Origin of the sequence: Vibrio sp. RE88 (genome assembly GCF_013113835.1) — a bacterium.
Classification (GTDB): domain Bacteria; phylum Pseudomonadota; class Gammaproteobacteria; order Enterobacterales; family Vibrionaceae; genus Vibrio.
The window spans coordinates 74,901-94,224 of record NZ_VTYQ01000017.1 but is presented as its reverse complement, the minus strand read 5'-3'; the positions used below and the strand labels follow the sequence as shown (position 1 = coordinate 94,224).

The following is a 19,324-nucleotide window of genomic DNA, read 5'->3' as shown; positions in this document are numbered from 1 at the left end:
CAATTTCTTTTTTGAAACGTGATAAGGAGCAAAATAAATGGTGAACAAAAATTCCTCACAAGCGCAAAAAATTGCGGTCATTGGTGGTGGTATTATTGGACTTTGTATTGCGCTCAAGCTGCAAATGAATGGCGAAAAAGTCACGATATTTGAAAAAGACAATGTGGGAGAAGGATGCTCCAAAGGCAACGCTGGCCACTTCGCAACGGAGCAAGTTTTCCCATTAGCAACACCGGCACTTATCCCGCAACTTCCTAAGATGTTATTGAGCCCATCAAGCCCGGTTTCTATCCGTTTTCAAGACATCCACAAAACGCTGCCATGGATGATTCGCTTTCTGATGAAAGCGAGAAAATCAGCCACTGGACACGCGACTCAAGCATTGACTGAACTCAATCATTCGGCGATGGAAAGTTGGCAACGCTTGTTAGAAGAGATTGGGCTGAGTCATCTGATCGTGGATGAAGGCTCACTACTTGTTTTCGAAGACTCTCAGCTATTTTCGGCTTACCAATCCACTTTGAATGCCATGGATGAGCAAGGAGTGAGTTATCAGGTTTGGGATAGAAATACGGTACGAGAAAAAGTGCCTAAACTTTCTCATTCGGTGAACCACGGTGTGTTCTTTCCAAGAACCTCACATAGCTTGAGCCCTTATGATATGTGCGTTGAGCTTAAGTCTTACTTTCAAGGTTTATCGGGGGAGTGGAGCAAAGGGGAAGTCGAAAACATCCAAGAAAAGGACGAGAAAATGGTCGTCACTGTTCAGGAACGTTCGCAGAGTTTTGATAAGGTCATTGTTGCCACAGGGGCAGAATCCGTTTCCCTGGTTAAGCAAATGACGGGAATAAAAGTGCCACTACAAGCGGAGCGCGGCTACCATCTAATGATGCCAGATCTGGCGAAAACTCTGCCGTTTCCGGTGAGCTCAGCCGACAGAAAATTCATCATGACGCCCATGCAGAATGGGTTGAGATTAGCGGGCACTGTCGAGTATGCCGACCTGAATTCACCAGCCAATATGCGCCGCGCAACCATGCTAAAAGATCTCGCGAAATCGGTGCTTAATCCAGATTGTAATCTGGAAAATACAGGAACATCCTGGATGGGAAATCGACCTTCATTACCGGATTCTTTACCTGTGATTGATAGCCTGAAAAACGGAAAAATGCTGTTTGCTTTTGGTCATCAACATCTGGGGCTGACTCAAGCGGCGGTGACTGCAGATTTAATTGTTCAACTTCATCGTGGCGAGCAACCACATATAAATTTAGCGCCATTTTGCCTAAATCGATTTGGCTAAAAAATTTTAAAATTTAATATTGTATAAAATATACTGTCGTATTATGTTAATAAAAAGTTAATGTAAATTTGGTGCCTAACAGCGGTATTCAGGCGTCTGAAAAATTCGGGTTAAACCCGATAAGACAACAACAAAGGAGCACAACATCATGTCAAGCAAGACATTTACACCACTGGCTTTATTGATAGCCACAACGCTGTTAGGTACGGCTGGTTCTGCCGTGGCGGGGGATAAGTTGACGATCGTTTCATGGGGAGGCGCGTTTACAAAGAGTCAGGTGGAGGCCTATCACAAGCCATACATTGAGAAAACTGGGGTCGAACTGGTGTCCGAAGACTTCAGTGGCGGCTTGGCGGAAATCAAAGCCCAAGTAGAAGCGGATAACGTTCGTTGGGATCTGGTGTCTTTGGATAAACCCGATATCGTTCGCGGCTGTGCGGAAGGGTTGCTCGAACCCGTTGATCCAAGCATTTTGCCAGCGGGCGCAGATGGTACTCCAGCGCAAGAGGATTTTATTCCCGGTGCAATCCATGAGTGCGCAGTGAATACCATCGTCGTATCTACGGTGCTCACCATTAACGAAGATGCATTCAAAGGTAAGTCGGCGCCTACCAAACTGGTGGATCTTTTCGATTTGCAAAAATACCCAGGTCGACGTGCGTTACAAAAAATGCCACAGGGCAATTTGGAATGGGCACTGATTGCCGATGGTGTAAAGCCGGAAAATGTGTACCAGATGCTGGAGACACGCGAAGGCCGACACCGCGCATTTGCCAAACTTGATAGCATCAAGCCTTACGTGGTTTGGTGGACGACAGGCGCACAACCGCCTCAGATGCTGGCTGATAAAGAAGTGATCATGGCGTCAGCGTTTAATGGTCGTATCCATAGTGCGACAGAAGAAGAAGGCCAGCCGTTCAAAATCATCTGGGATCATCAACTTGGTTATATGAATGGTTGGGCGATTCCAAAAGGCAGCCCGAATACCCAACAAGCCCTAGATTTCATTAAGTTTTCTTCCGGGACTAAGCCATTGGCCGATCAAGCGAAGTACGTCGCTTATGGCCCAACCCGCAAGTCATCCTCTGCGCAGATCAGCCCAGAGATATTAGCCAGCCTGCCAACCGCACCAAACAACTTTAAAACGGCCTTTTTGATCGATGATGAGTGGTGGTCTGACTATGCCGATGAACTCAATGAAGAGTTCAATACTTGGCTACTTAACTAACGTGCAGGTCAGAGGCTATGGCCTCTGACCATTTCTGGAGGATCTATGATTAATATCGACGCGCAGCAAATCGTCAATTGTCTTTCGATGCGAGGACTTATCGAATCGATGCGCCAAACTTACACTGAGCAGGCAACCATTCCGCAGCGTCGAGTGATGCCGCTTGAAGACGGTAGTTATGACGCTTTTGCTCTGCTTCCTGCATGGAGCGAGTCGCTGATCACCGTTAAAGCGTTCACGTATTTCCCTAACAATGCTGAGCAAGGCAAAGACAGTCTGGCGTCGAAAATTCTCGCCTTTGATCGCGCTAACGGTGAGCCGCTTGCGTTACTCGATGGCAAAGTGTTGACCTTCTGGCGCACAGCGGCGGCGTCAGCGCTCGCGGCGGATTATCTGGCCAGACAGGATGCAAGCAGGCTGCTGATTTGCGGCACTGGAAATCTCGCCCCATACATGGCTTGGGCGTACGCAGCGGTACGACCTTTGAGCAAGGTATTGGTTTGGGGACGCGATGAAGCAAAAGCTCGTCAAACGATGGATGAAATTTTATCCGCTAGTGAATATCAGGCGCTGCCTGAATCAAAACGTTTTAGTGTTGAAGTGGTTGACTCCGTTGATCAAGCGCTGAGTGAAGTGGATATGGTGACGTGTGTAACAGGCGCGAGTCAGCCGCTGTTTAATGGTCGAAATATCCAAGCTGGCACACACATCGATCTGATTGGCAACCACGACAAAGACAAACGAGAGTGTGATACGCAAGCGGTCACTCGCTCCACAGTATTTGTCGACAGCAGAATCAACGTACTGGCGGAAGCTGGCGACCTATTGATCCCTATTGAAGAAGGCGTGTTCAGTAAGCAACAGATAAGTGCGGAACTGCCTGAGCTGTGCAGTGGACATCATGTTGGTCGCGAAGACTCGCAGCAAATCACTCTCTATAAATCCGTGGGCAGTGCATTGGCGGATTTGGCGGCAGTGAAGTTTATTTTAACGCAGAAACAAGTTTTTTAACTCTGAGTGGCATGACTACTCATCACGTGGTTTCGGCCGCTATTTTAAATTGCATACAATATACAAGTGGAAGGTTATTGATGAACGTAGATTGGAAAGGTGTATACCCGGCAGTAAGTACTCAGTTTCGCAAAGATCAGAGCATTGATTTAGATGCGACACAAACGGTGATCGACAATCAGATTAATGATGGTGTCAATGGCATTATCTGCCTAGGAACCGTGGGTGAGAACTGTGCGCTGTACCCAGATGAAAAACGTCAGGTGCTTGCAGCAGCACACGAAGTGGTTGCAGGTCGAGTGCCCCTGATTGCGGGCACTGCGGAGTCGATTACATCGGCATCAATTGATTACATGCAGGAAGCACAAAAGATAGGAATCGACGGTTGTATGGTGATGCCTGCCATGGTTTACCGTACTTCAGACAGTGAAACGGTCGATTACTACTCCACCTTAGCGCAAGCGACTCCGGAAATGCCCATCATGATCTACAACAACCCGGTCTCTTATGGTGTTGACGTTAACCTAGATTTGATGGAGAAACTTGCTGAGTTCGACAGCATTGTTGCGGTAAAAGAGTCAACGACAGACACGCGCCGCATTACTGAGCTCTACAATCGATTTGATGACCGATTTACAGTGTTCAGTGGTGTAGATGACATTGCACTAGAGTCGTTGATGCTGGGGGCTACCGGTTGGATCTCTGGTCTGACGAATGCTTTTCCAGAAGAGTCGGTAGCGATCTATAAGTTAGCCAGCCAAGGACGCTATGCGGAAGCGTTGGAAATCTACCGTTGGTTCCTGCCGTTGTTGCGTCTGGATACGATTCCGACTCTGGTTCAGTGCATTAAATTGGCTGAACAGGTTTGCGGCCGCGGATCTGAGCAGGTTCGAGCACCTCGACAAAATCTAAAAGGAGAGGAGCGCGCCAAAGTGATCGCTATGGTTGAGCACGCCATTGCTACACGCCCGGATCTGACTAAATACCAACTCTAACTCTAAATTGGGCGGTATAAACCGCCCATTTAATCCAGTTACGTAAGCGGCTTATGAAGATGTTAAACCCTTTACTTAGCTGGATTGCTTTCGCATTTACAGCAACCAAAGGGATAAATCATGACTGCGCAAAAGGAATACGTCAGTTTTCAGCATGTCCAGAAAACCTATGATGGCGAGAATCTGGTGGTTAAAGACTTCAACCTGTCGATAAAACCCGGTGAGTTTGTCACCATGCTTGGTCCATCAGGCTCAGGCAAAACAACTTGTTTGATGATGTTAGCTGGGTTTGAAACCGCGACACGTGGTGAAATCTATATTGATGGAACACCCGTGAACAACCTTGCGCCGCACAAGCGGGACATTGGCATGGTGTTTCAGAACTACGCTTTGTTTCCCCATATGACCATTGCCGAGAATCTCGCCTTTCCGCTCAAGGTTCGCCATATGAGTGAAAAAGAGATTGAGCAAAAAGTGGCTACCGCTTTACAAATGGTGGAACTGGAACACGTTGCGACCCGTTACCCCAAGCAACTGTCTGGTGGTCAGCAGCAGCGTGTGGCCTTAGCGCGAGCATTGGTGTTTGAACCTAAGCTGGTGCTGATGGATGAGCCTCTGGGGGCATTGGACAAACAGCTCAGAGAGCAAATGCAGCTAGAGATTAAACGCCTGCATGAGAAACTTGGCATTACTGTGCTGTATGTGACTCATGATCAGGATGAGGCGTTGACGATGTCGGACAGGATAGCCGTATTCAATCATGGGGCTGTCCAGCAGTTAGCATCACCATCTGAGCTTTATGAAGCTCCCAGCAATGCGTTTGTGGCGCAGTTTATTGGTGAGAATAATCAGATAACAGGGCAGGTGATATCGCTTCAAGGGGATATTTGCCAAGTGGAGGTCGGGGGCCACCAGATACACGCAAAAGCGGTGAAAGTATCGGCAGTGTATCAGCAAACAACCTTGTCCATTCGTCCTGAAAAGATCATGGTCGAACCCAAACAAACAGAATGCGACAACCATGTCTCAGGTCTGCTGTGCGAGCTGATTTATCATGGCGATCATTACCGACTGGTTATCGATGTGGATGAGATGGGTGAGCTGATTGTAAAGGTGCCTAACGATAGCCGTCACGCCCGCAGTTTTACCCCCGGACAAACTTGCCAGCTGGGTTGGCACAGTCACGATTGCCATGCGCTTGATGGCCAAGAGCCGCTGAGAGTGGAAGGAGAAGCCGCATGAGTCGCGAACTGACAGGTTTGGGCTCGGTACTCGCATTGCAAAGAAAGCTCTCGCGCTCAAACAATGATCTTAGATCCCAGCTAAAACGCGCTGAACGCCATAAACAGATCCGCTCCCTTTTACTCATTCTTCCTTTGGTCTGTTTTATCTGCGTGACGTTTGCTTTTCCTATCGTCGAAATGTTGTATCGCAGCGTCGATAATCACGCCATCCCGAAAGCCTTTCCTCAAACCGTGGAGGCGATGGAGAGTTGGGATTATCAGCAGTTGCCTCCTCTTGAAATTCAGCAAACCTTTATGAGCGAGCTGTTGGTGCGATACCAGGATAAATCATTGCCCAAACTGGCGAATCGGATGAACATCGAAGTCTCTGGGATGCGTAGCCTACTGATGAAATCCGGCCGTAAGCTGAGCAAGTTGGAAAGCCTTCCTCAATCAACTCAAGAACTGGCTAAACTGGATAGACGCTGGGCAAAACCGCAATACTGGGCGGCGATAAAGAATCTTAGCCAGCCTTACACCCTAAGCTATTATCTGGCGGCGCTGGATCTGCGTTTTGATGAGCAAGGTCAGGTCGTTCAGCAACCAGAAACTCGACAGGTTTACGTCGATCTGTTTACCAAAACCTTCGGTATGTCACTGGCGATCACCGTTATCTGTTTGGTTCTGGCGTATCCGGTGGCTTACCTTCTGGCGAATCTCCCCGACAAGCAGGCCAATTTGCTGTTGATAGTAGTGCTATTGCCTTTCTGGACCTCACTACTGGTGAGGACGACGTCGTGGATTGTGTTACTGCAAAATCAAGGTGTGATTAACGATCTCTTGTTGTGGTCGGGCATTGCAACGGAACGTCTTGCCATGATCCACAATACCTTCGGCACTATTGTGGCAATGGTGCACATTCTGCTGCCGTTTATGATTTTGCCACTGTATAGCGTGATGAAAGGCATCAGTCCGAGCTACTTTCGTGCCGCGCGATCTCTGGGTGCGACGCCCGCTAAAGCTTTTGTCAAAGTGTATATGCCACTGACGATGCCGGGCGTTGGGGCTGGCGCGTTACTGACATTTATTCTGTCGATTGGCTTCTACATTACTCCTGCTCTGGTCGGCGGACGCAGTGGGCAGATGATTTCCAATATGATTGCGTACCATATGCAAACCTCGTTGAATTGGGGCATGGCGGCGGCGTTGGGAGGCTTGCTGCTTGCCGTGGTTCTAGGACTGTTCTATCTGTTTAACCGCGTGGTTGGCATCAATAACATTAAGGTTGGAGGTTGATCATGGCGTTACCTGTATATTGCAGCAAAACCGAGCGCATCGGCTATTGGGGTTACTTGCTGTTTTGCACACTCGTCTTCTTGTTCCTGATTGCGCCTATTTTGATCATTGTACCGTTGTCGTTTAACGCGACGCCTTACTTCACTTTTACGGAAGGCATGCTCAATCTCGATCCAGACGCGTATTCGGTTCGTTGGTATGCGGATATGTTCACCAATAGCCAGTGGCTGTCGGCGTTAAAGAACAGTACCTTGATAGCCGTCTGTGCCACTTTGGTTGCGACCGCGCTCGGTACTTTGGCTGCGATGGGACTGGCAGCTAACAATGTTCCGTTTCGCAATACCATCATGGCATTTTTGATTTCGCCGATGATTGTCCCGGTGATCATTTCCGCTGCCGCAATGTACTTCTTTTACACTCGGCTCGACTTATCTCAAACTTTCATCGGAATCGTCCTTGCTCACGCGGCACTTGGGACACCGTTCGTGGTGATTACCGTGACCGCCACACTCAGTGGGTTTGATCATTCACTGGTGAGAGCCGCTTACAGCTTGGGCGCGAGTCCGGTTTATACCTTTCGCCATGTCACGTTCCCTCTGATTCGCCCGGGAATGATTTCCGGCGGCCTGTTTGCGTTTGGAACCTCGTTTGATGAGGTAGTGGTGGCACTGTTTATCACTGGTGTTGAACAAAGAACCGTTCCTCGTCAGATGTGGTCAGGTATCCGAGAACAAATTAGCCCAACCATTCTGGCCGTTGCCAGCTTGCTTATTTTGATGTCCGTTATGCTGTTGCTGACATTGGAAATGTTACGCAGGCGCAATGCCCGAATTCGCGGAATTACCGAATAATACGATTCCATACTTTGCAGGATTCTTATGAGGTCAGTGACGAGTTTTAACGGTGAACTTTGCGCCTCTAACTTTCCCTGTACGCCCTGATTTGTCCCAGGGCGTTATTTTTTCTACCTGAGCGGATATGACTCGGTGAGTCGCCGAAGCGTTTTGTTATCAGTTTGCTCAGATAACTGGTATCGCAGATCGCGACTTCATCGGCAATTGTGGTCAGTGGTGTGCTGGAGTTGAGCAGTCGCCAATAGACATACTGGAGCTTCATTTCAAGCCAGTACTGATGCGCGCTCTGCTGAGTTTGCACTTCGAACAAGCGGTCTAACTGGCGTCGACTCAGGCCTACGGAATCGGCTATCTGTTCAATGGTCTGCTTCCTATCCAGTTGCTGTCGCATGGTTCGGATAGCTCGGTTAAGAATGGGGTGATGATATTGCTCATCTTTGTCTGAACGAAGCTGGTGGAATGGTTCTCGGCTCTCATCAATCAGCATGTCTGCTAGGCCTTTCAGCGCACGAGATTTGTCAAAGTGACGCGAGAGGATCTCCGCCGCCAGATCGACACTGGCACTGCCACCGCTACAGGTAATTCGCTTGCGATCAAAACTGAATAATCGGTCTGAGTGCACCTGTATCTTAGGGTACAGGTCACGAAACTCTTGTTCGTGGCGCCAGTGGATCGTTGCTTCGTACCCTTCAAGTAAGCCAAGCTCGGCAAGGGTAAAGGTTGCGTTATCAATCGCAACCAGCGGCATGTTGTGAGCGGCGGCTTTTCGCAACCAACTCGCATACAGGGAGGCACACTGATGAGCTTGTCTGGCGGTGCGTGAGCCAAACAAAACCAAATAATCAAAGTGTTGAAGCTCTATGTCATCGATCAGGTGATCGACTTCGATATAAATGCCACAGCTAGCAAGCTGGCGATGCTCATGGCCTACCACTGTCCACGAACACAGTTTCTGTTCACTCAGATCGGCTTCGTCTGCGGTAAAGCGCAGTTTGTCGATAAACCCTCCTAATGCCAGCAGGGAAAAGCTCTCACAGGGCAAGATTAAAAATCGAACTTTCGGAGTGGTGATCATGAGTGTATTCCGCTAAGCAATCTTCCTACCACTATAAACGACCAAGTAATATTTTCACTTATTACGTCCAAATTTTACCAAGTCACAATACAAGATTGACGCTATCGTCAGGCTATCAAGTTAACAATGAATGGGAGAACGTAATGCAATTTGAGATGTGGCTTGTCTATCTGGTAGCAGTGATTGGGGTGAGCTTAGCCCCCGGCCCAAATGGCATTCTCGCCCTGACTCACGGGGTAAATTACGGTCGCCGTGCAGCGAAATATACGGTGCTTGGCGGCATTACCGGATTTGTCGGGCTGATATTGATTGCCAGCATTGGTGTCGGCGCCTTAGCCATACTTTCTCCCGCTGTCATTAATGGTTTGAAGGTCGCAGGTGCGTTGTACTTGATCTGGTTGGGCATTGGGCTGGTGAGAACGCGCACGCTGACTAAAAATGAAGATGAAGAGAATGACGTTCAAGCGACTAAAGGTCTGTTTCGACGTGGTTTTTTCACAGCAGTGGCCAATCCCAAAGTATTGTTGTTCTACGTTGCGTTTTTGCCCCAGTTCATTGACCCAGCACAGCCTTTGGCGTCACAAATCTTCGTCTTAGTGGTCACTTTTGCCGTGGTGGAATTTGCGGTTGAGTATGGCTATGTACTGCTCGCGCACCATATGCAGAGCTTTCTTCATAACCACGGTGGCACGTTCAATCGTATCAGTGGCGGCGTTTTTGTTTTATTTGGCTGCACGTTACCGTTCATATGATTGAGAGAGTGGTCTGGCGCACTTTTTAAGGTTGACTTTGTTTGATAGTCAAACTAAATTGATTTTCAAATAATTTGATAGTCAAACTAAAGGTTCCGTTTTGAAATTTGCCACTGAACATCATCACGATTTTTCTTCACACAACCAGCAAGGGGAGAAGAGGACGTTTTACGTACTATTGCTGACATTGGCGACTATGGTGGCTGAAATTGTTGCAGGTACGGTTTATGGCTCGATGGCACTGCTGGCTGACGGTTGGCATATGGGGACTCACGCCGCGGCATTTTGTATCACTCTGTTTGCCTATCGTTATGCGAAGAAAAATGCCGGCAACGCTCGATTCTCGTTCGGTACAGGCAAAGTCAGTGTACTTGGTGGGTACACCAGCGCCATTGCTCTTGGTATTGTCGCTTTGCTTATGGTTGTGGAGTCTGTACACCGACTGTTTAACCCGGAAGCGATTCAGTTCAATGAAGCCATTATGGTTGCGGTGATCGGTTTGTTGGTGAATGTCGCCAGTATGCTGCTACTTCATGGGCATCATCATGATCACGGCCATCACCACCATGGCGAGCATGAACATCACCATGATCACAACTTAAGAGCTGCTTACATGCATGTGTTGGCAGATGCCCTCACTTCCGTACTGGCCATTGTTGCTCTGTTTATGGGTAAATTTTACGGTTGGAACTGGCTCGATGCGATTATGGGTATAGTTGGTGCCATCGTCATTGGTAAATGGACTCTTGGGTTGATTCACCAGACCAGCCCAGTGTTACTCGATGAAAGTGTTGAGCCAGATTACCGAGAAAAAATTGAATCTGAGCTGGCGGGCTTCGCTTTGGTAAAAGATTTCCATATGTGGAAAATCAGCGGTGACCATTACTCGGCAGCGATTGCGATTGAGTCATTCACAGACAAATCCTTATCAGACTATAAACAAATGCTGGCGAAGTTTGATAAGATTCATCACCTGACACTTGAAGTTCATCCAGCGAAACTATGCGCAACCTAGAGTTACTTAACCAAACACTGACCGAGTTCTACGACAAAATGTCCTCATGGGAGCAGTCCGTCGTCAAAGAAACGGGCTACTCTCTGGCACAAATTCATACTATTGAAGTGCTGGGGAGTTTTGGTGCACTGCGGATGAAAGAGTTGGCGCAAAAGCTGGGGATTACCACAGGCACCTTGACGGTACAGATTGAAAAACTGGTAAAAGCTAACCTGATTGAGCGTTGTGATCACCCTGAAGATCGCCGCGCGATTGTCGTCAAATTGACGGAGGCTGGCGATGAAATTTATCAGCATCACAACCAGCTCCACCTAGCGTTAGTCAAGGATCTAACCAGACATATCAGCGATGAGCAGTCTGAGGTGCTTTTAGAATGTCTGAGCAAAATGAATCAGGAATTCTAGTTCCCGTTTCTATTTCTCTATCAGTTTCTTCACACTGGCACGATAGGCTTCACTGGCTCCTGCCTCTATCGGGCTGCCGTGAGAAGGAATAAGGGCTTCAAACGACCAGTCAAAAAAGTCATTCAGCTCACTCAAATCGGGTTTTACGGCTTGCATCCATCCTGGCCCAATCCCTGCGTGGGCAAAGAACCCCATTTTCTTCATCATAAACTTGGCGGTAAGGTTGAAGAACGCATCCGGCTCCACCCAGTTTTGCAGACTGTCTCCGGCAATGGCGATACCTCGATCCCTTTCGAGCCAAAACAACCCTTCATTGAGCTTTCCTGAGCCAATTTCAAAATAGCGCAGCCCTTTTAGCGGAGGCAGATGATCCTCAGAGAGAATTTCGTCAGGAGTGAAGTAACGACTGTCAGCTTGATTCGGATTAACGCCATGAAAGTAGGGCGCATCCACCGACCACATAGTGGCACCATAACGCTGTTGGTAATAAGGGTCATCCATTCCGTGAAATGCCGCCAGTCTGACAACGTGCTTAACCTCGCCTAAGGTTTCTAGCTCTTTCAGTGTCTGTTCATCCAGTCGGACAGAGTTCACCAGTGTCAGTTCATCATTGTCACGAATGATGGTCATATTGCGGCTGAACTGCATGGTAAGCGGGCCGAACTTAGGGTGAGGTGCTTTGAGTTTTACGCACCCTTGTATCCAATAGAGGTCATCTCGAAACTTGGTGAGTGAGCCATGTTTTAGCGCAGGAGGAATTGTCATCTCAAATCCCTGTATTTAAAGCTAGATTATCAGACTATATCGCTCGGCTGACCTATGCGAGAGCAGCCAAATGATTCGTGAAGCGGTTCTCATCTGGTAACCAAAAGTTAACCCTTAGCTTAGTAAGATACTCGTACTGAAGCAGAACACCGCTGAATTTGTTACTTGTGAGAGGCTTTATGCAGCGTTTTATTCCCGAGCGATGGAAAACCATTCTGGCTTTACTGATGGCGGTGATCGCCCTAAAGCAGAACTTGTTTTTCGTCTGGGGAATGTTTTGTGTGTTTTGGAGCTGGGAGAATTTCCGCTCAAAAGAAGCTTACTTTGTCGAACGGATCGAGCTGAAGAAAAATCCAATTCTGTTCTGGATTATCGTATTGAGCTGGCTGGCAATGGGCGCGTTGTATTTCTTCATGGATAAGAACATTTTTGATTTCTTTTACCGTCTGTGAGTTGAGGGGGAACGATGAATATCTATCTGGTTAAAGCATCTGCTGGTAGCGATTACTCCAAATACAAAGCCGAAACGGGTGGGCCGCCGCAGAACATCTTTGCTGCCGCCGCGGCCACACCGAAATGGTATGGGGTTGGTATGGTGGACGAAACCATTGGAATGAAAGCGGATTCTTCTCCCGATGCGGATTTGGTAGTGATTTTTATGTCAACCCCAGACGCATATCGAGCTTATGAGCTGGCTTCGCATTATCGTCAGCAGGGTAAGTGGGTGGTTTTGGGTGGTTTGCATACCAAGTTCAACCCTGGAGAAGCGGCTGAATACGCGGACAGCCTAATTTTTGGTGAAGTGGAGAACTACTGGGTTCAGCTGCTCAATGATGCAGAGCTCGGGCAACTTAAGGCTCAGTATCAAAGCAACGAACCTGTTGATTTGAGCTGTTTGAATCCATATCCGACCGACATAATTCCACCATCGGTTTACGATTATACGTGGTCGGTGGTTGTTACCCGGGGTTGCCCTTTTAAGTGCAATTTCTGTTTGGTGCCTCGATTCTTTAACAAGTTTGAACAAAGGCCCATCGCCCACATTGTGGAAGAAGTGAAGCAGCTAAAAACGCTGGGTGTCGAGTGGGTAGAACTGCATTCAGACAATCTGACTCATGATAGACAGTACGCCATGGATCTGTTTGCTGCGTTAGAGCCACTCAAAATGAATTTTTACGGTGAGACAACGGTGCTGATTGCACGTGATGAAGCGCTTTTGGCTGCTGCGAGCCGAGCCGGTTTTAAAGCGGTATTACTCGGGATTGAAACCCCGTCTGAAGCAGCTCTAAAAGCGCAAAAGAAAGGCTTCGTGAAACCAGAAAAAATGAAGGAGTACATCGCTAAAATCCGTCGTCATGGCATTGAAGTGTGGGGCGATTTTCTGTTTGGTTTTGATGAGCATGATTCGACGATTTTTAAGCAGACTCAAGCGTTTGTGAAGGACATTAAAGTCGATAAAGTGATTCCACATTACATGATTCCTTTTCCGGGAACCGAGACCTTCAAAAAGCTGGACGAAGAAGGACGTATTTTGACCAAAGACTGGTCCAAATATGACGGAAGCCATCCCGTCTATCGACCTAAGAACATGACCGAAAGCGAATTGGAAGAAGGTATCTACTGGATCTGGAATAAGAATACGAGCTTCATCGACAAAATGAAGTACTGGCTGAATTAATTTCTCTTTGTTTAACTGCCAAACTTAGGTGCCCGTCTGTTACTCAGACGGTTTTTTTTTGGTTTCTTCTTTCTATTCTCGCCCTAATCATCATCTCGACGTGTTAACCATTCGTTTACGTTCTGCTTTCTATACTGGCTCGGTATTCACGATTAAAAGGAACTGATATGCACTTACATAAAGCCGTTTACTTACCGTTACCCCTGCTGAGTTTTAACCTTATCGCTGCGCCTGCCGTTGATGAAATGTTCGATTACTTTGATACCGATAAAAACGGATCTCTGAACATTCAAGAATTTAAAAATGGTGGCGTGGATGCGGAAGGAGAACATTGGAATCAAGGGCTCTCCAAAGTGTGTTCAGAGAAAACGTTACAGGTCGCCGAGCCTGAGTTGGTTAAAACATTTAAACAACTGGATAAAGATGGCAACAGTCAGGTTTCTAAATCAGAATTCACCAAGCAAGGTACAGTGATTTACAATGCTTACTGGGAAGCGTCGTTTGACAAAGCGGACACCAATAGCGACAAATTTCTGGTCAAGGACGAATATCTGAAACAGGCCAATGCGTATGTTGAGAAGTTGAAGACGCAATACGCTGATGCCAACATTCCGGTTGAGTGTAAAGCGGACATGGAATATTGGCAGGAGTACTACCAAAATCTTAATCAATACGCTGCGTATGCCTTTGATTACCTGGATAACAATGCGGATAAAAAGTTGAGCTACCAAGAGTACATTGGTGAGCATCTCAGATAACGCTGTGATGCATGACAAAAATAAAAAACCACCATACTTGGTGGTTTTTTTCGTATCTAAATTGCTATTTCAGCAATCCTGACAATTTGTCTTTCTCACCTTTAGTCCGGAAGTTTTTGAGGTTAGGCAGTAAGCGATGAAGCTGTTCTTCACTGGCGCCAAACCAACGGGCGAGCTCTGCGTAGAGCTCATCAATGGCCGTGGTGGGTATCAGCACGCCATCCCCAACATCCAGCGGGTTTTTGTCCCCTAATGTCAGAGAAGGGTAGTCGCCGTATACTTTACCGCCATTAACCGCGTTGCCCATCACTATCGTATTGCCACCCCAACCGTGATCGGTGCCGTTACCGTTGGAGGTCAGTGTGCGGCCAAAGTCGGAGCCGGTAAACGTCACGACTTGTTCGGCAATTCCCAATTCATCAAGGCTGCGTTGATACTCCCCAAGAGCCTTACTCAGAATGGCGAGCATGCTAGCGTGGTTGTTCAGCAGTTCATCATGGTGGTCCCAGCCAATGTAGCGTAGGAAAAAGGTTTGCTGCTGGTGGCCGAGGTTGTCTGCCGCCTTAATTGACTGAGCCACTTTGCGTAGCTCTTTAGACAATGGCGAATCAGAGAAGGTCGTTTTAACCCTGATCCCCTCAACTGCTTTACGGTAGATTTCGTGCTGAGCTTGGGATTCTCGAGTGATTGCGAGATAACTTTGTTTAAAAGGATCGTTGGGGTAGCTCTGATTGAGGCTGCTCTCAAAGTTATCCAGCAGCAACTTGTTGAGCTCGGTTGGGCTCTCATTAATGATTAACCCAACGCTGCCAGATTCCGTGATCGAATAAGGTGCGGACTGCAAGCCGTTTTGCATGATGTTGCTACCAGCGAGTGAGATGTTCATCGGAATCGCTTCAATCGGTTTATTGGATTGAAGGGCATCTGCGAAATAGCCAAACCAGCCACGGTTGATACGCTCCCCTGGTCTAGCTGTCTGCCAGTGTTTGAACTGATCAGAATGGGACATCAAACCCAGCGGCAGAGGCACATTCCCGCTGTAAAACTGAGATTTTTCAATCGGCTTGATCATAGGGCCAGTGTTAGCCACAAAAGCGAGCTTGTTGGTATCAAACAGTCGCTGTACTTCTGGCATGCTGGGGTGAAGACCAAAACGCCGCCCTTGAGCATCCTTGTAGCCACTCAGGGCAAGAAGTTCGTTCTTGTTTAACGCCAGATTGCTGCGCGATGTTTGGTAGTCACGATAGTGACGTTCAGAGGTGGGAACCAGCATGTTGTAAGAATCATTGCCACCATCAAGCATGATGAACACCAGTGCTTTTTTAGCTGGTTTGATGTTACCAAGTGTGTTTTTGACTGGTTTAGGCGCAGCATAAACCGGCGCGGTGCCAGCAAGCATCAGCCCTGCGCAGGCAGAAGCGGCGGTGGATGATTTAATAAATTGTCGTCTTGAAATGCCCATGGTTTACGCCTCCTGCACCGTGAATTCAGATGAAATTGCAATGAAGAATACGATGGTTTGAACCACCCATTCAGGCTGATCTTTGTATACAGCAAACGAAGACAGAATCTGCGGCTTGATGCTTAATTGGGTTTTCCCCGTCAACAGTAGGCTGATTTCATCAATGAGAGCGCCGTGGTTTGAAGGATCTTGTGCTTTGCCAATGTACTTAGCAAAGTTGAGTTTAAGGCGATTCGCTTTGTTCGCCTGCAGAGTTTCGATGTCCAGTTCAGCGACGTTATGAATGCCCGGCTGGCGACTTATCTCGGTACTGACCGCAGGCAAATAGCCACCAAATAGCCAGTAATACATGTAGTTGACGTAAGCGATGGACGTGGCCGAGTTATGCAGCTCAAACTCCGGCGCGACCAGTCCACCGTCTTCAATGGGGCCATGAGGTGTGTAACTCGGTTTGTAGAAGTTGAACACGGTAGGAGAGGAAAGTGGGTGTTGCTCTAGTTGATCTTCAATGTCATCACCAATCACCCACAATTTTTTTGACTGGTTAGAGGCATTAAATGCCCGTAAGAGCTGAGTGACTCGAAGAACGGGAGATTTCAGTTTTTGCGATTGAACCAGAGTGCCATTTTCAACGGCTGCGCTGAGAAATCTCACTTTACCCACCGGGTGCTTGAGTGGGTATGTCAGGATCTCGTGAATGGCATTCTTGAGGTTACCTTGTGGACCAAACGCAACCGCTACGGCTTCGACGTACTCGGCACTGGGATTGGAAGTCACCAACTGGTTAATGAGCTTAGTCGCGATAAACGGTGCCGTACTCGGGTAAGAGACCAGCTTGTTTGCTACAGTGCGAATTTCTTGTTGAGCAGAAGTATTCCTGCGCAGCGAGATGTGACCGTTGAGCAATGATTTTTCCTGTCTGTCATGATAGCTCTCTTCAACTTCCATTGGCTGAGTCATATTCACAAATGGGATGGTTTTGTAGCGCTTGTCGATACCGTCTTCAAAGCTGACTTGGTAACCGTTGTAATCTTTACTCCAAAAACTGTTTTCCCACTCAAACTGATAACTCGCTGCTTTGAGACCCGTGAAGACTCGGGCGAGTTCTTTGATATCTCGATTGTCGTAGGTAGCGATTGGGTGACCATGTTGGTTAGTTTTACGAGTACCATCAGGATTGAGCTGATAGAGGCCAATTGAAAACAGCTGCATGATTTCACGTGCGTAGTTCTCATCGGGATGGATACGCTGTGAAGGATCAGCTTTGCGATTGTTCATGTGGCTAAGGTAGACCCCCATGCATGGGTGCATGGAGACGTCATAGAGTAAGTCAGCGTAGCTGCCAAAAGCGTGTTTGTAGAGCAGATCGTAATAGCTCGCCATACCAATCGCATCCAACTCAAGTACAGAATTGTCGGAAATGACCAGAATTTCACTCAGTGCCTGTGCGACCCGATGACGAAGCAGATTTTCGTTGTTTTCCAGTGCTTTTTGCCACCAAGCCATATGGAAATACCACTTGTATGGCAAAGCTGGGTTGTTGCCATCACCATCTATCGCTCTTTGACCATGGGCATTGACGAGCTTGCTTCTGAAATAGTGCCAGATTTCACGAGTAGTTGACTCATATGAGTGACCTCGAGAGGGCGTTGATTTGAACTCGTTCGCCAACCATTTTTCGATCCCTTGTTGAGCGACAGTGTCGATAAGCTTTTGATCCGCGCCAAGTGTGGCTTGCATTAAGAATCGACTGACCTGCTGTTGGGTGTGTTTCATCAGATTGTCCTTGTGTTGATAACGCCGGAGCCAACAAGGTCACGTTGGATAACGTAGCACTGCGAAACCTGACTCCAATTCGTCCTTCTTTTTCAGTGTAAGATCGAATGATACAAAGAGACGGGTTAACTTTTGGTTATCTCAATAACAACAGATGGGTTGCCTATAACAAGTTATTTGATGAGGTGAAATTATTATCTGTGTGGATTTATTTATGCTGTTGATTTGTGATCTTAATTCGTTTTTTCAAAGCCTTATCAATGCCATAAGCATGAAATGCGTATTGGTTCACGGTTTTGCTGGTGAGTAAATTTACACTGCGAAAAAATTAATCGACACAGTTCGAACATAACAACATCAGGACCTCTACATGAAAAAGAACATCATTGCCCTTGCTCTTGGTGGCGCACTGGCGCTCACTGCTGCTCCTTACTCTTTGGCTGCGAACGACGCGACGGTTCAAGCGTCAACGGACTACGCGCAGTTCGTGACTAAGCGCCAAGTGGTGGATCAATTGTTGGCAGACGCAGTCACTGCATTTAAGTCACCAGCGCGTATCTCACACGCTGGGTTTACTGCAAAAATGCCAAGCAATATGGAAATCGTTACGAATCGACTTCTGGAAGCGTATGAGCTTGAGCCTTACCGTACCGACTTGCTGATTTCAGCGGCGAATGCGCAGATCTACAACAAGAATGTTGACCGAGCGATTGAACTGTTTGAACAAGCTTTGGCAGTGGCGCCTGATGATGTTGATTTGCATGCCTACTTAGCCGTTTGGCAACGCTTTAAAGGCAATGATGCTGAATCAAGTAAGCATATGGAAAAGCTGAATACCTTAAATGCAGGCAAAGCGGCTGACATTACTCGTCTCTTTGAAACCGTAGATAGCGTGTTGGCGACACCGCTGAAAGACTCGGCGGACAAAGGCAAGCTGGATGACAAAGGGGCAATTGTGACTTTGGGCTACGCACTAAATCCAGATGGCTCGATGCATGAAATATTGATTCAACGCCTAGAAACAACGTTAGCAATGGCGAAAGCCAACCCTGATGCATTGATTGTGTTAACGGGCGGGGTGCCAAAGAACCATAAAACGGAAGGCAAACTCATGGCAGACTGGTTGATTTCTAAAGGTGTAAGTAAAGATCGCATCATCGAAGAAAACTATGCGACCAGCACAGTCGGTAATGCGTTGTTTAGCAGCTACGCTTTGGCTCGTCACGGCATCAAACACGCCACCATTATCAGCTCTGCGAGCCACGTGAGACGTGGGCAGACTCTGTTTGAAGTGGCAAGCTGGCAAACAGGCCCGCAAGGTATCACGTTTGACACGGTAGGCTACCCAGACAAACCGCTAAAAGAGCTGGCAAAGGCTAGCGACAGCGAGCTGCTGGGTATTTACCGAGATGCTCTACGAACTTACGGTATGTGGAGTTACCGTTCTTATCCACTCGAATCACGCTAAGTCACCCTATATAAAAGCACCAAGGCTACATCAGTAGCCTTGGATAGCTGTGCCATTCATGCAGAACCAAGGTTTGCATGCGATTACTGGACCATAGTGTTCCGCTAATGGACTGGCCAGTTAATGATAATTCGTTCAACGATAATATTCGAAATAAATTCAATATATTGAGCCACTTACATCTCAAAATGCACATTCTTTTGTAACTAAACTTTACCTACCCCTTACCCCAAATTTCATTCTGTAAATAGCTACTTTAAC

Annotated in this window: 18 protein-coding genes; 14 read left to right on the top strand and 4 right to left on the bottom strand. The window is 47.5% G+C overall.

Going from position 1 to position 19,324, the window contains the following annotated elements:
• The first annotated feature begins 37 nt into the window (after positions 1-37).
• The 7 genes from F0265_RS23870 to F0265_RS23840 all read left to right on the top strand — a co-directional run bounded on the left by F0265_RS23870 (position 38) and on the right by F0265_RS23840 (position 7,907).
• Positions 38-1,303: an FAD-dependent oxidoreductase gene (locus F0265_RS23870; protein ID WP_171750580.1), complete on the top strand. Its 1,266-nt coding sequence runs from the start codon at positions 38-40 to the stop codon at positions 1,301-1,303.
• Positions 1,304-1,451: 148 nt separating this feature from the next.
• On the top strand, positions 1,452-2,531 hold the full coding sequence (locus F0265_RS23865) for an ABC transporter substrate-binding protein (protein ID WP_021455962.1): 1,080 nt from the start codon (positions 1,452-1,454) through the stop codon (positions 2,529-2,531).
• A 45-nt stretch (positions 2,532-2,576) separates the two neighbouring features.
• Positions 2,577-3,542 carry an ornithine cyclodeaminase family protein gene (locus tag F0265_RS23860; protein WP_171750579.1) on the top strand — a complete coding sequence of 322 codons (966 nt, stop codon included), beginning with the start codon at positions 2,577-2,579 and terminating at the stop codon, positions 3,540-3,542.
• Between the two features lie 80 nt (positions 3,543-3,622).
• Entirely contained in the window at positions 3,623-4,537 is a 915-nt protein-coding gene (locus F0265_RS23855; RefSeq protein ID WP_171750578.1) for a dihydrodipicolinate synthase family protein, read from the top strand.
• 120 nt (positions 4,538-4,657) lie between these two features.
• Positions 4,658-5,779: an ABC transporter ATP-binding protein gene (locus F0265_RS23850; protein WP_171750577.1), complete on the top strand. Its 1,122-nt coding sequence runs from the start codon at positions 4,658-4,660 to the stop codon at positions 5,777-5,779.
• The gene (locus F0265_RS23845) at positions 5,776-7,056 is read left to right on the top strand and encodes an ABC transporter permease (RefSeq protein ID WP_171750576.1); all 1,281 of its coding nucleotides are present in this window, start codon (positions 5,776-5,778) and stop codon (positions 7,054-7,056) included. Before F0265_RS23850 ends, F0265_RS23845 begins: the two co-directional genes overlap by 4 nt.
• A gap of 2 nt (positions 7,057-7,058) precedes the next feature.
• Positions 7,059-7,907 (top strand): ABC transporter permease, encoded by an 849-nt coding sequence (locus F0265_RS23840; protein ID WP_045987550.1) that lies wholly within the window; start codon positions 7,059-7,061, stop codon positions 7,905-7,907.
• 67 nt (positions 7,908-7,974) lie between these two features.
• On the opposite strand, the gene F0265_RS23835 is transcribed toward F0265_RS23840, so the two are convergent.
• Positions 7,975-8,985: a helix-turn-helix domain-containing protein gene (locus F0265_RS23835; protein ID WP_171750575.1), complete on the bottom strand. Its 1,011-nt coding sequence runs from the start codon at positions 8,983-8,985 to the stop codon at positions 7,975-7,977.
• Positions 8,986-9,128: 143 nt separating this feature from the next.
• Here F0265_RS23835 and F0265_RS23830 point away from each other — a divergent pair, with 143 nt between their 5' ends.
• The 3 genes from F0265_RS23830 to F0265_RS23820 all read left to right on the top strand — a co-directional run bounded on the left by F0265_RS23830 (position 9,129) and on the right by F0265_RS23820 (position 11,156).
• Positions 9,129-9,737, top strand: a complete 609-nt coding sequence (locus F0265_RS23830; RefSeq protein ID WP_171750574.1) for a LysE family translocator — start codon at positions 9,129-9,131, stop codon at positions 9,735-9,737.
• Positions 9,738-9,837: 100 nt separating this feature from the next.
• Positions 9,838-10,752: a CDF family Co(II)/Ni(II) efflux transporter DmeF gene (gene dmeF, locus F0265_RS23825; RefSeq protein WP_019275373.1), complete on the top strand. Its 915-nt coding sequence runs from the start codon at positions 9,838-9,840 to the stop codon at positions 10,750-10,752.
• Positions 10,740-11,156, top strand: coding sequence for a MarR family transcriptional regulator (locus F0265_RS23820; protein WP_006960274.1), 417 nt, complete (start codon positions 10,740-10,742; stop codon positions 11,154-11,156). The genes dmeF and F0265_RS23820 overlap by 13 nt, the downstream gene beginning before the upstream one ends.
• 9 nt (positions 11,157-11,165) lie before the next feature.
• On the opposite strand, the gene F0265_RS23815 is transcribed toward F0265_RS23820, so the two are convergent.
• A complete protein-coding gene (locus F0265_RS23815) occupies positions 11,166-11,921 on the bottom strand; it encodes a hypothetical protein (RefSeq protein WP_171750573.1) in 756 nt (251 codons plus the stop codon).
• A 179-nt stretch (positions 11,922-12,100) separates the two neighbouring features.
• Between F0265_RS23815 and F0265_RS23810 the strand changes: the two genes are divergently transcribed.
• From F0265_RS23810 to F0265_RS23800, 3 genes are all read left to right on the top strand, one after another.
• Positions 12,101-12,373, top strand: coding sequence for a hypothetical protein (locus tag F0265_RS23810; RefSeq protein ID WP_019275375.1), 273 nt, complete (start codon positions 12,101-12,103; stop codon positions 12,371-12,373).
• Between the two features lie 14 nt (positions 12,374-12,387).
• Entirely contained in the window at positions 12,388-13,599 is a 1,212-nt protein-coding gene (locus F0265_RS23805; protein WP_171750572.1) for a radical SAM protein, read from the top strand.
• A gap of 167 nt (positions 13,600-13,766) precedes the next feature.
• On the top strand, positions 13,767-14,357 hold the full coding sequence (locus tag F0265_RS23800; RefSeq protein WP_171750571.1) for an EF-hand domain-containing protein: 591 nt from the start codon (positions 13,767-13,769) through the stop codon (positions 14,355-14,357).
• A gap of 64 nt (positions 14,358-14,421) precedes the next feature.
• Here F0265_RS23800 and F0265_RS23795 read toward each other — a convergent pair whose 3' ends face one another.
• Both F0265_RS23795 and F0265_RS23790 read right to left on the bottom strand, forming a co-directional pair.
• Positions 14,422-15,819 carry a DUF1501 domain-containing protein gene (locus F0265_RS23795; protein WP_171750570.1) on the bottom strand — a complete coding sequence of 466 codons (1,398 nt, stop codon included), beginning with the start codon at positions 15,817-15,819 and terminating at the stop codon, positions 14,422-14,424.
• Between the two features lie 3 nt (positions 15,820-15,822).
• Positions 15,823-17,595 (bottom strand): DUF1800 family protein, encoded by a 1,773-nt coding sequence (locus F0265_RS23790; protein WP_171750569.1) that lies wholly within the window; start codon positions 17,593-17,595, stop codon positions 15,823-15,825.
• Between the two features lie 370 nt (positions 17,596-17,965).
• Between F0265_RS23790 and F0265_RS23785 the strand changes: the two genes are divergently transcribed.
• On the top strand, positions 17,966-19,063 hold the full coding sequence (locus F0265_RS23785) for a YdcF family protein (protein WP_171750568.1): 1,098 nt from the start codon (positions 17,966-17,968) through the stop codon (positions 19,061-19,063).
• Positions 19,064-19,324 lie beyond the last annotated feature (261 nt).

Excerpts from the sequence above, each read along its gene's own strand:
- F0265_RS23795 (WP_171750570.1), bottom strand. The coding sequence starts at position 15,819 with ATGGGCATTTCAAGACGACAATTTATTAAATCATCCACCGCCGCTTCT.
- F0265_RS23870 (WP_171750580.1), top strand. The coding sequence starts at position 38 with ATGGTGAACAAAAATTCCTCACAAGCGCAAAAAATTGCGGTCATTGGT.
- F0265_RS23800 (WP_171750571.1), top strand. The coding sequence starts at position 13,767 with ATGCACTTACATAAAGCCGTTTACTTACCGTTACCCCTGCTGAGTTTT.
- F0265_RS23790 (WP_171750569.1), bottom strand. The coding sequence starts at position 17,595 with ATGAAACACACCCAACAGCAGGTCAGTCGATTCTTAATGCAAGCCACA.
- F0265_RS23850 (WP_171750577.1), top strand. The coding sequence starts at position 4,658 with ATGACTGCGCAAAAGGAATACGTCAGTTTTCAGCATGTCCAGAAAACC.
- F0265_RS23835 (WP_171750575.1), bottom strand. The coding sequence starts at position 8,985 with ATGATCACCACTCCGAAAGTTCGATTTTTAATCTTGCCCTGTGAGAGC.
- F0265_RS23820 (WP_006960274.1), top strand. The coding sequence starts at position 10,740 with ATGCGCAACCTAGAGTTACTTAACCAAACACTGACCGAGTTCTACGAC.
- F0265_RS23845 (WP_171750576.1), top strand. The coding sequence starts at position 5,776 with ATGAGTCGCGAACTGACAGGTTTGGGCTCGGTACTCGCATTGCAAAGA.
- F0265_RS23860 (WP_171750579.1), top strand. The coding sequence starts at position 2,577 with ATGATTAATATCGACGCGCAGCAAATCGTCAATTGTCTTTCGATGCGA.
- F0265_RS23855 (WP_171750578.1), top strand. The coding sequence starts at position 3,623 with ATGAACGTAGATTGGAAAGGTGTATACCCGGCAGTAAGTACTCAGTTT.
- F0265_RS23805 (WP_171750572.1), top strand. The coding sequence starts at position 12,388 with ATGAATATCTATCTGGTTAAAGCATCTGCTGGTAGCGATTACTCCAAA.
- F0265_RS23810 (WP_019275375.1), top strand. The coding sequence starts at position 12,101 with ATGCAGCGTTTTATTCCCGAGCGATGGAAAACCATTCTGGCTTTACTG.
- F0265_RS23785 (WP_171750568.1), top strand. The coding sequence starts at position 17,966 with ATGAAAAAGAACATCATTGCCCTTGCTCTTGGTGGCGCACTGGCGCTC.
- F0265_RS23815 (WP_171750573.1), bottom strand. The coding sequence starts at position 11,921 with ATGACAATTCCTCCTGCGCTAAAACATGGCTCACTCACCAAGTTTCGA.
- F0265_RS23830 (WP_171750574.1), top strand. The coding sequence starts at position 9,129 with ATGCAATTTGAGATGTGGCTTGTCTATCTGGTAGCAGTGATTGGGGTG.
- F0265_RS23840 (WP_045987550.1), top strand. The coding sequence starts at position 7,059 with ATGGCGTTACCTGTATATTGCAGCAAAACCGAGCGCATCGGCTATTGG.
- F0265_RS23865 (WP_021455962.1), top strand. The coding sequence starts at position 1,452 with ATGTCAAGCAAGACATTTACACCACTGGCTTTATTGATAGCCACAACG.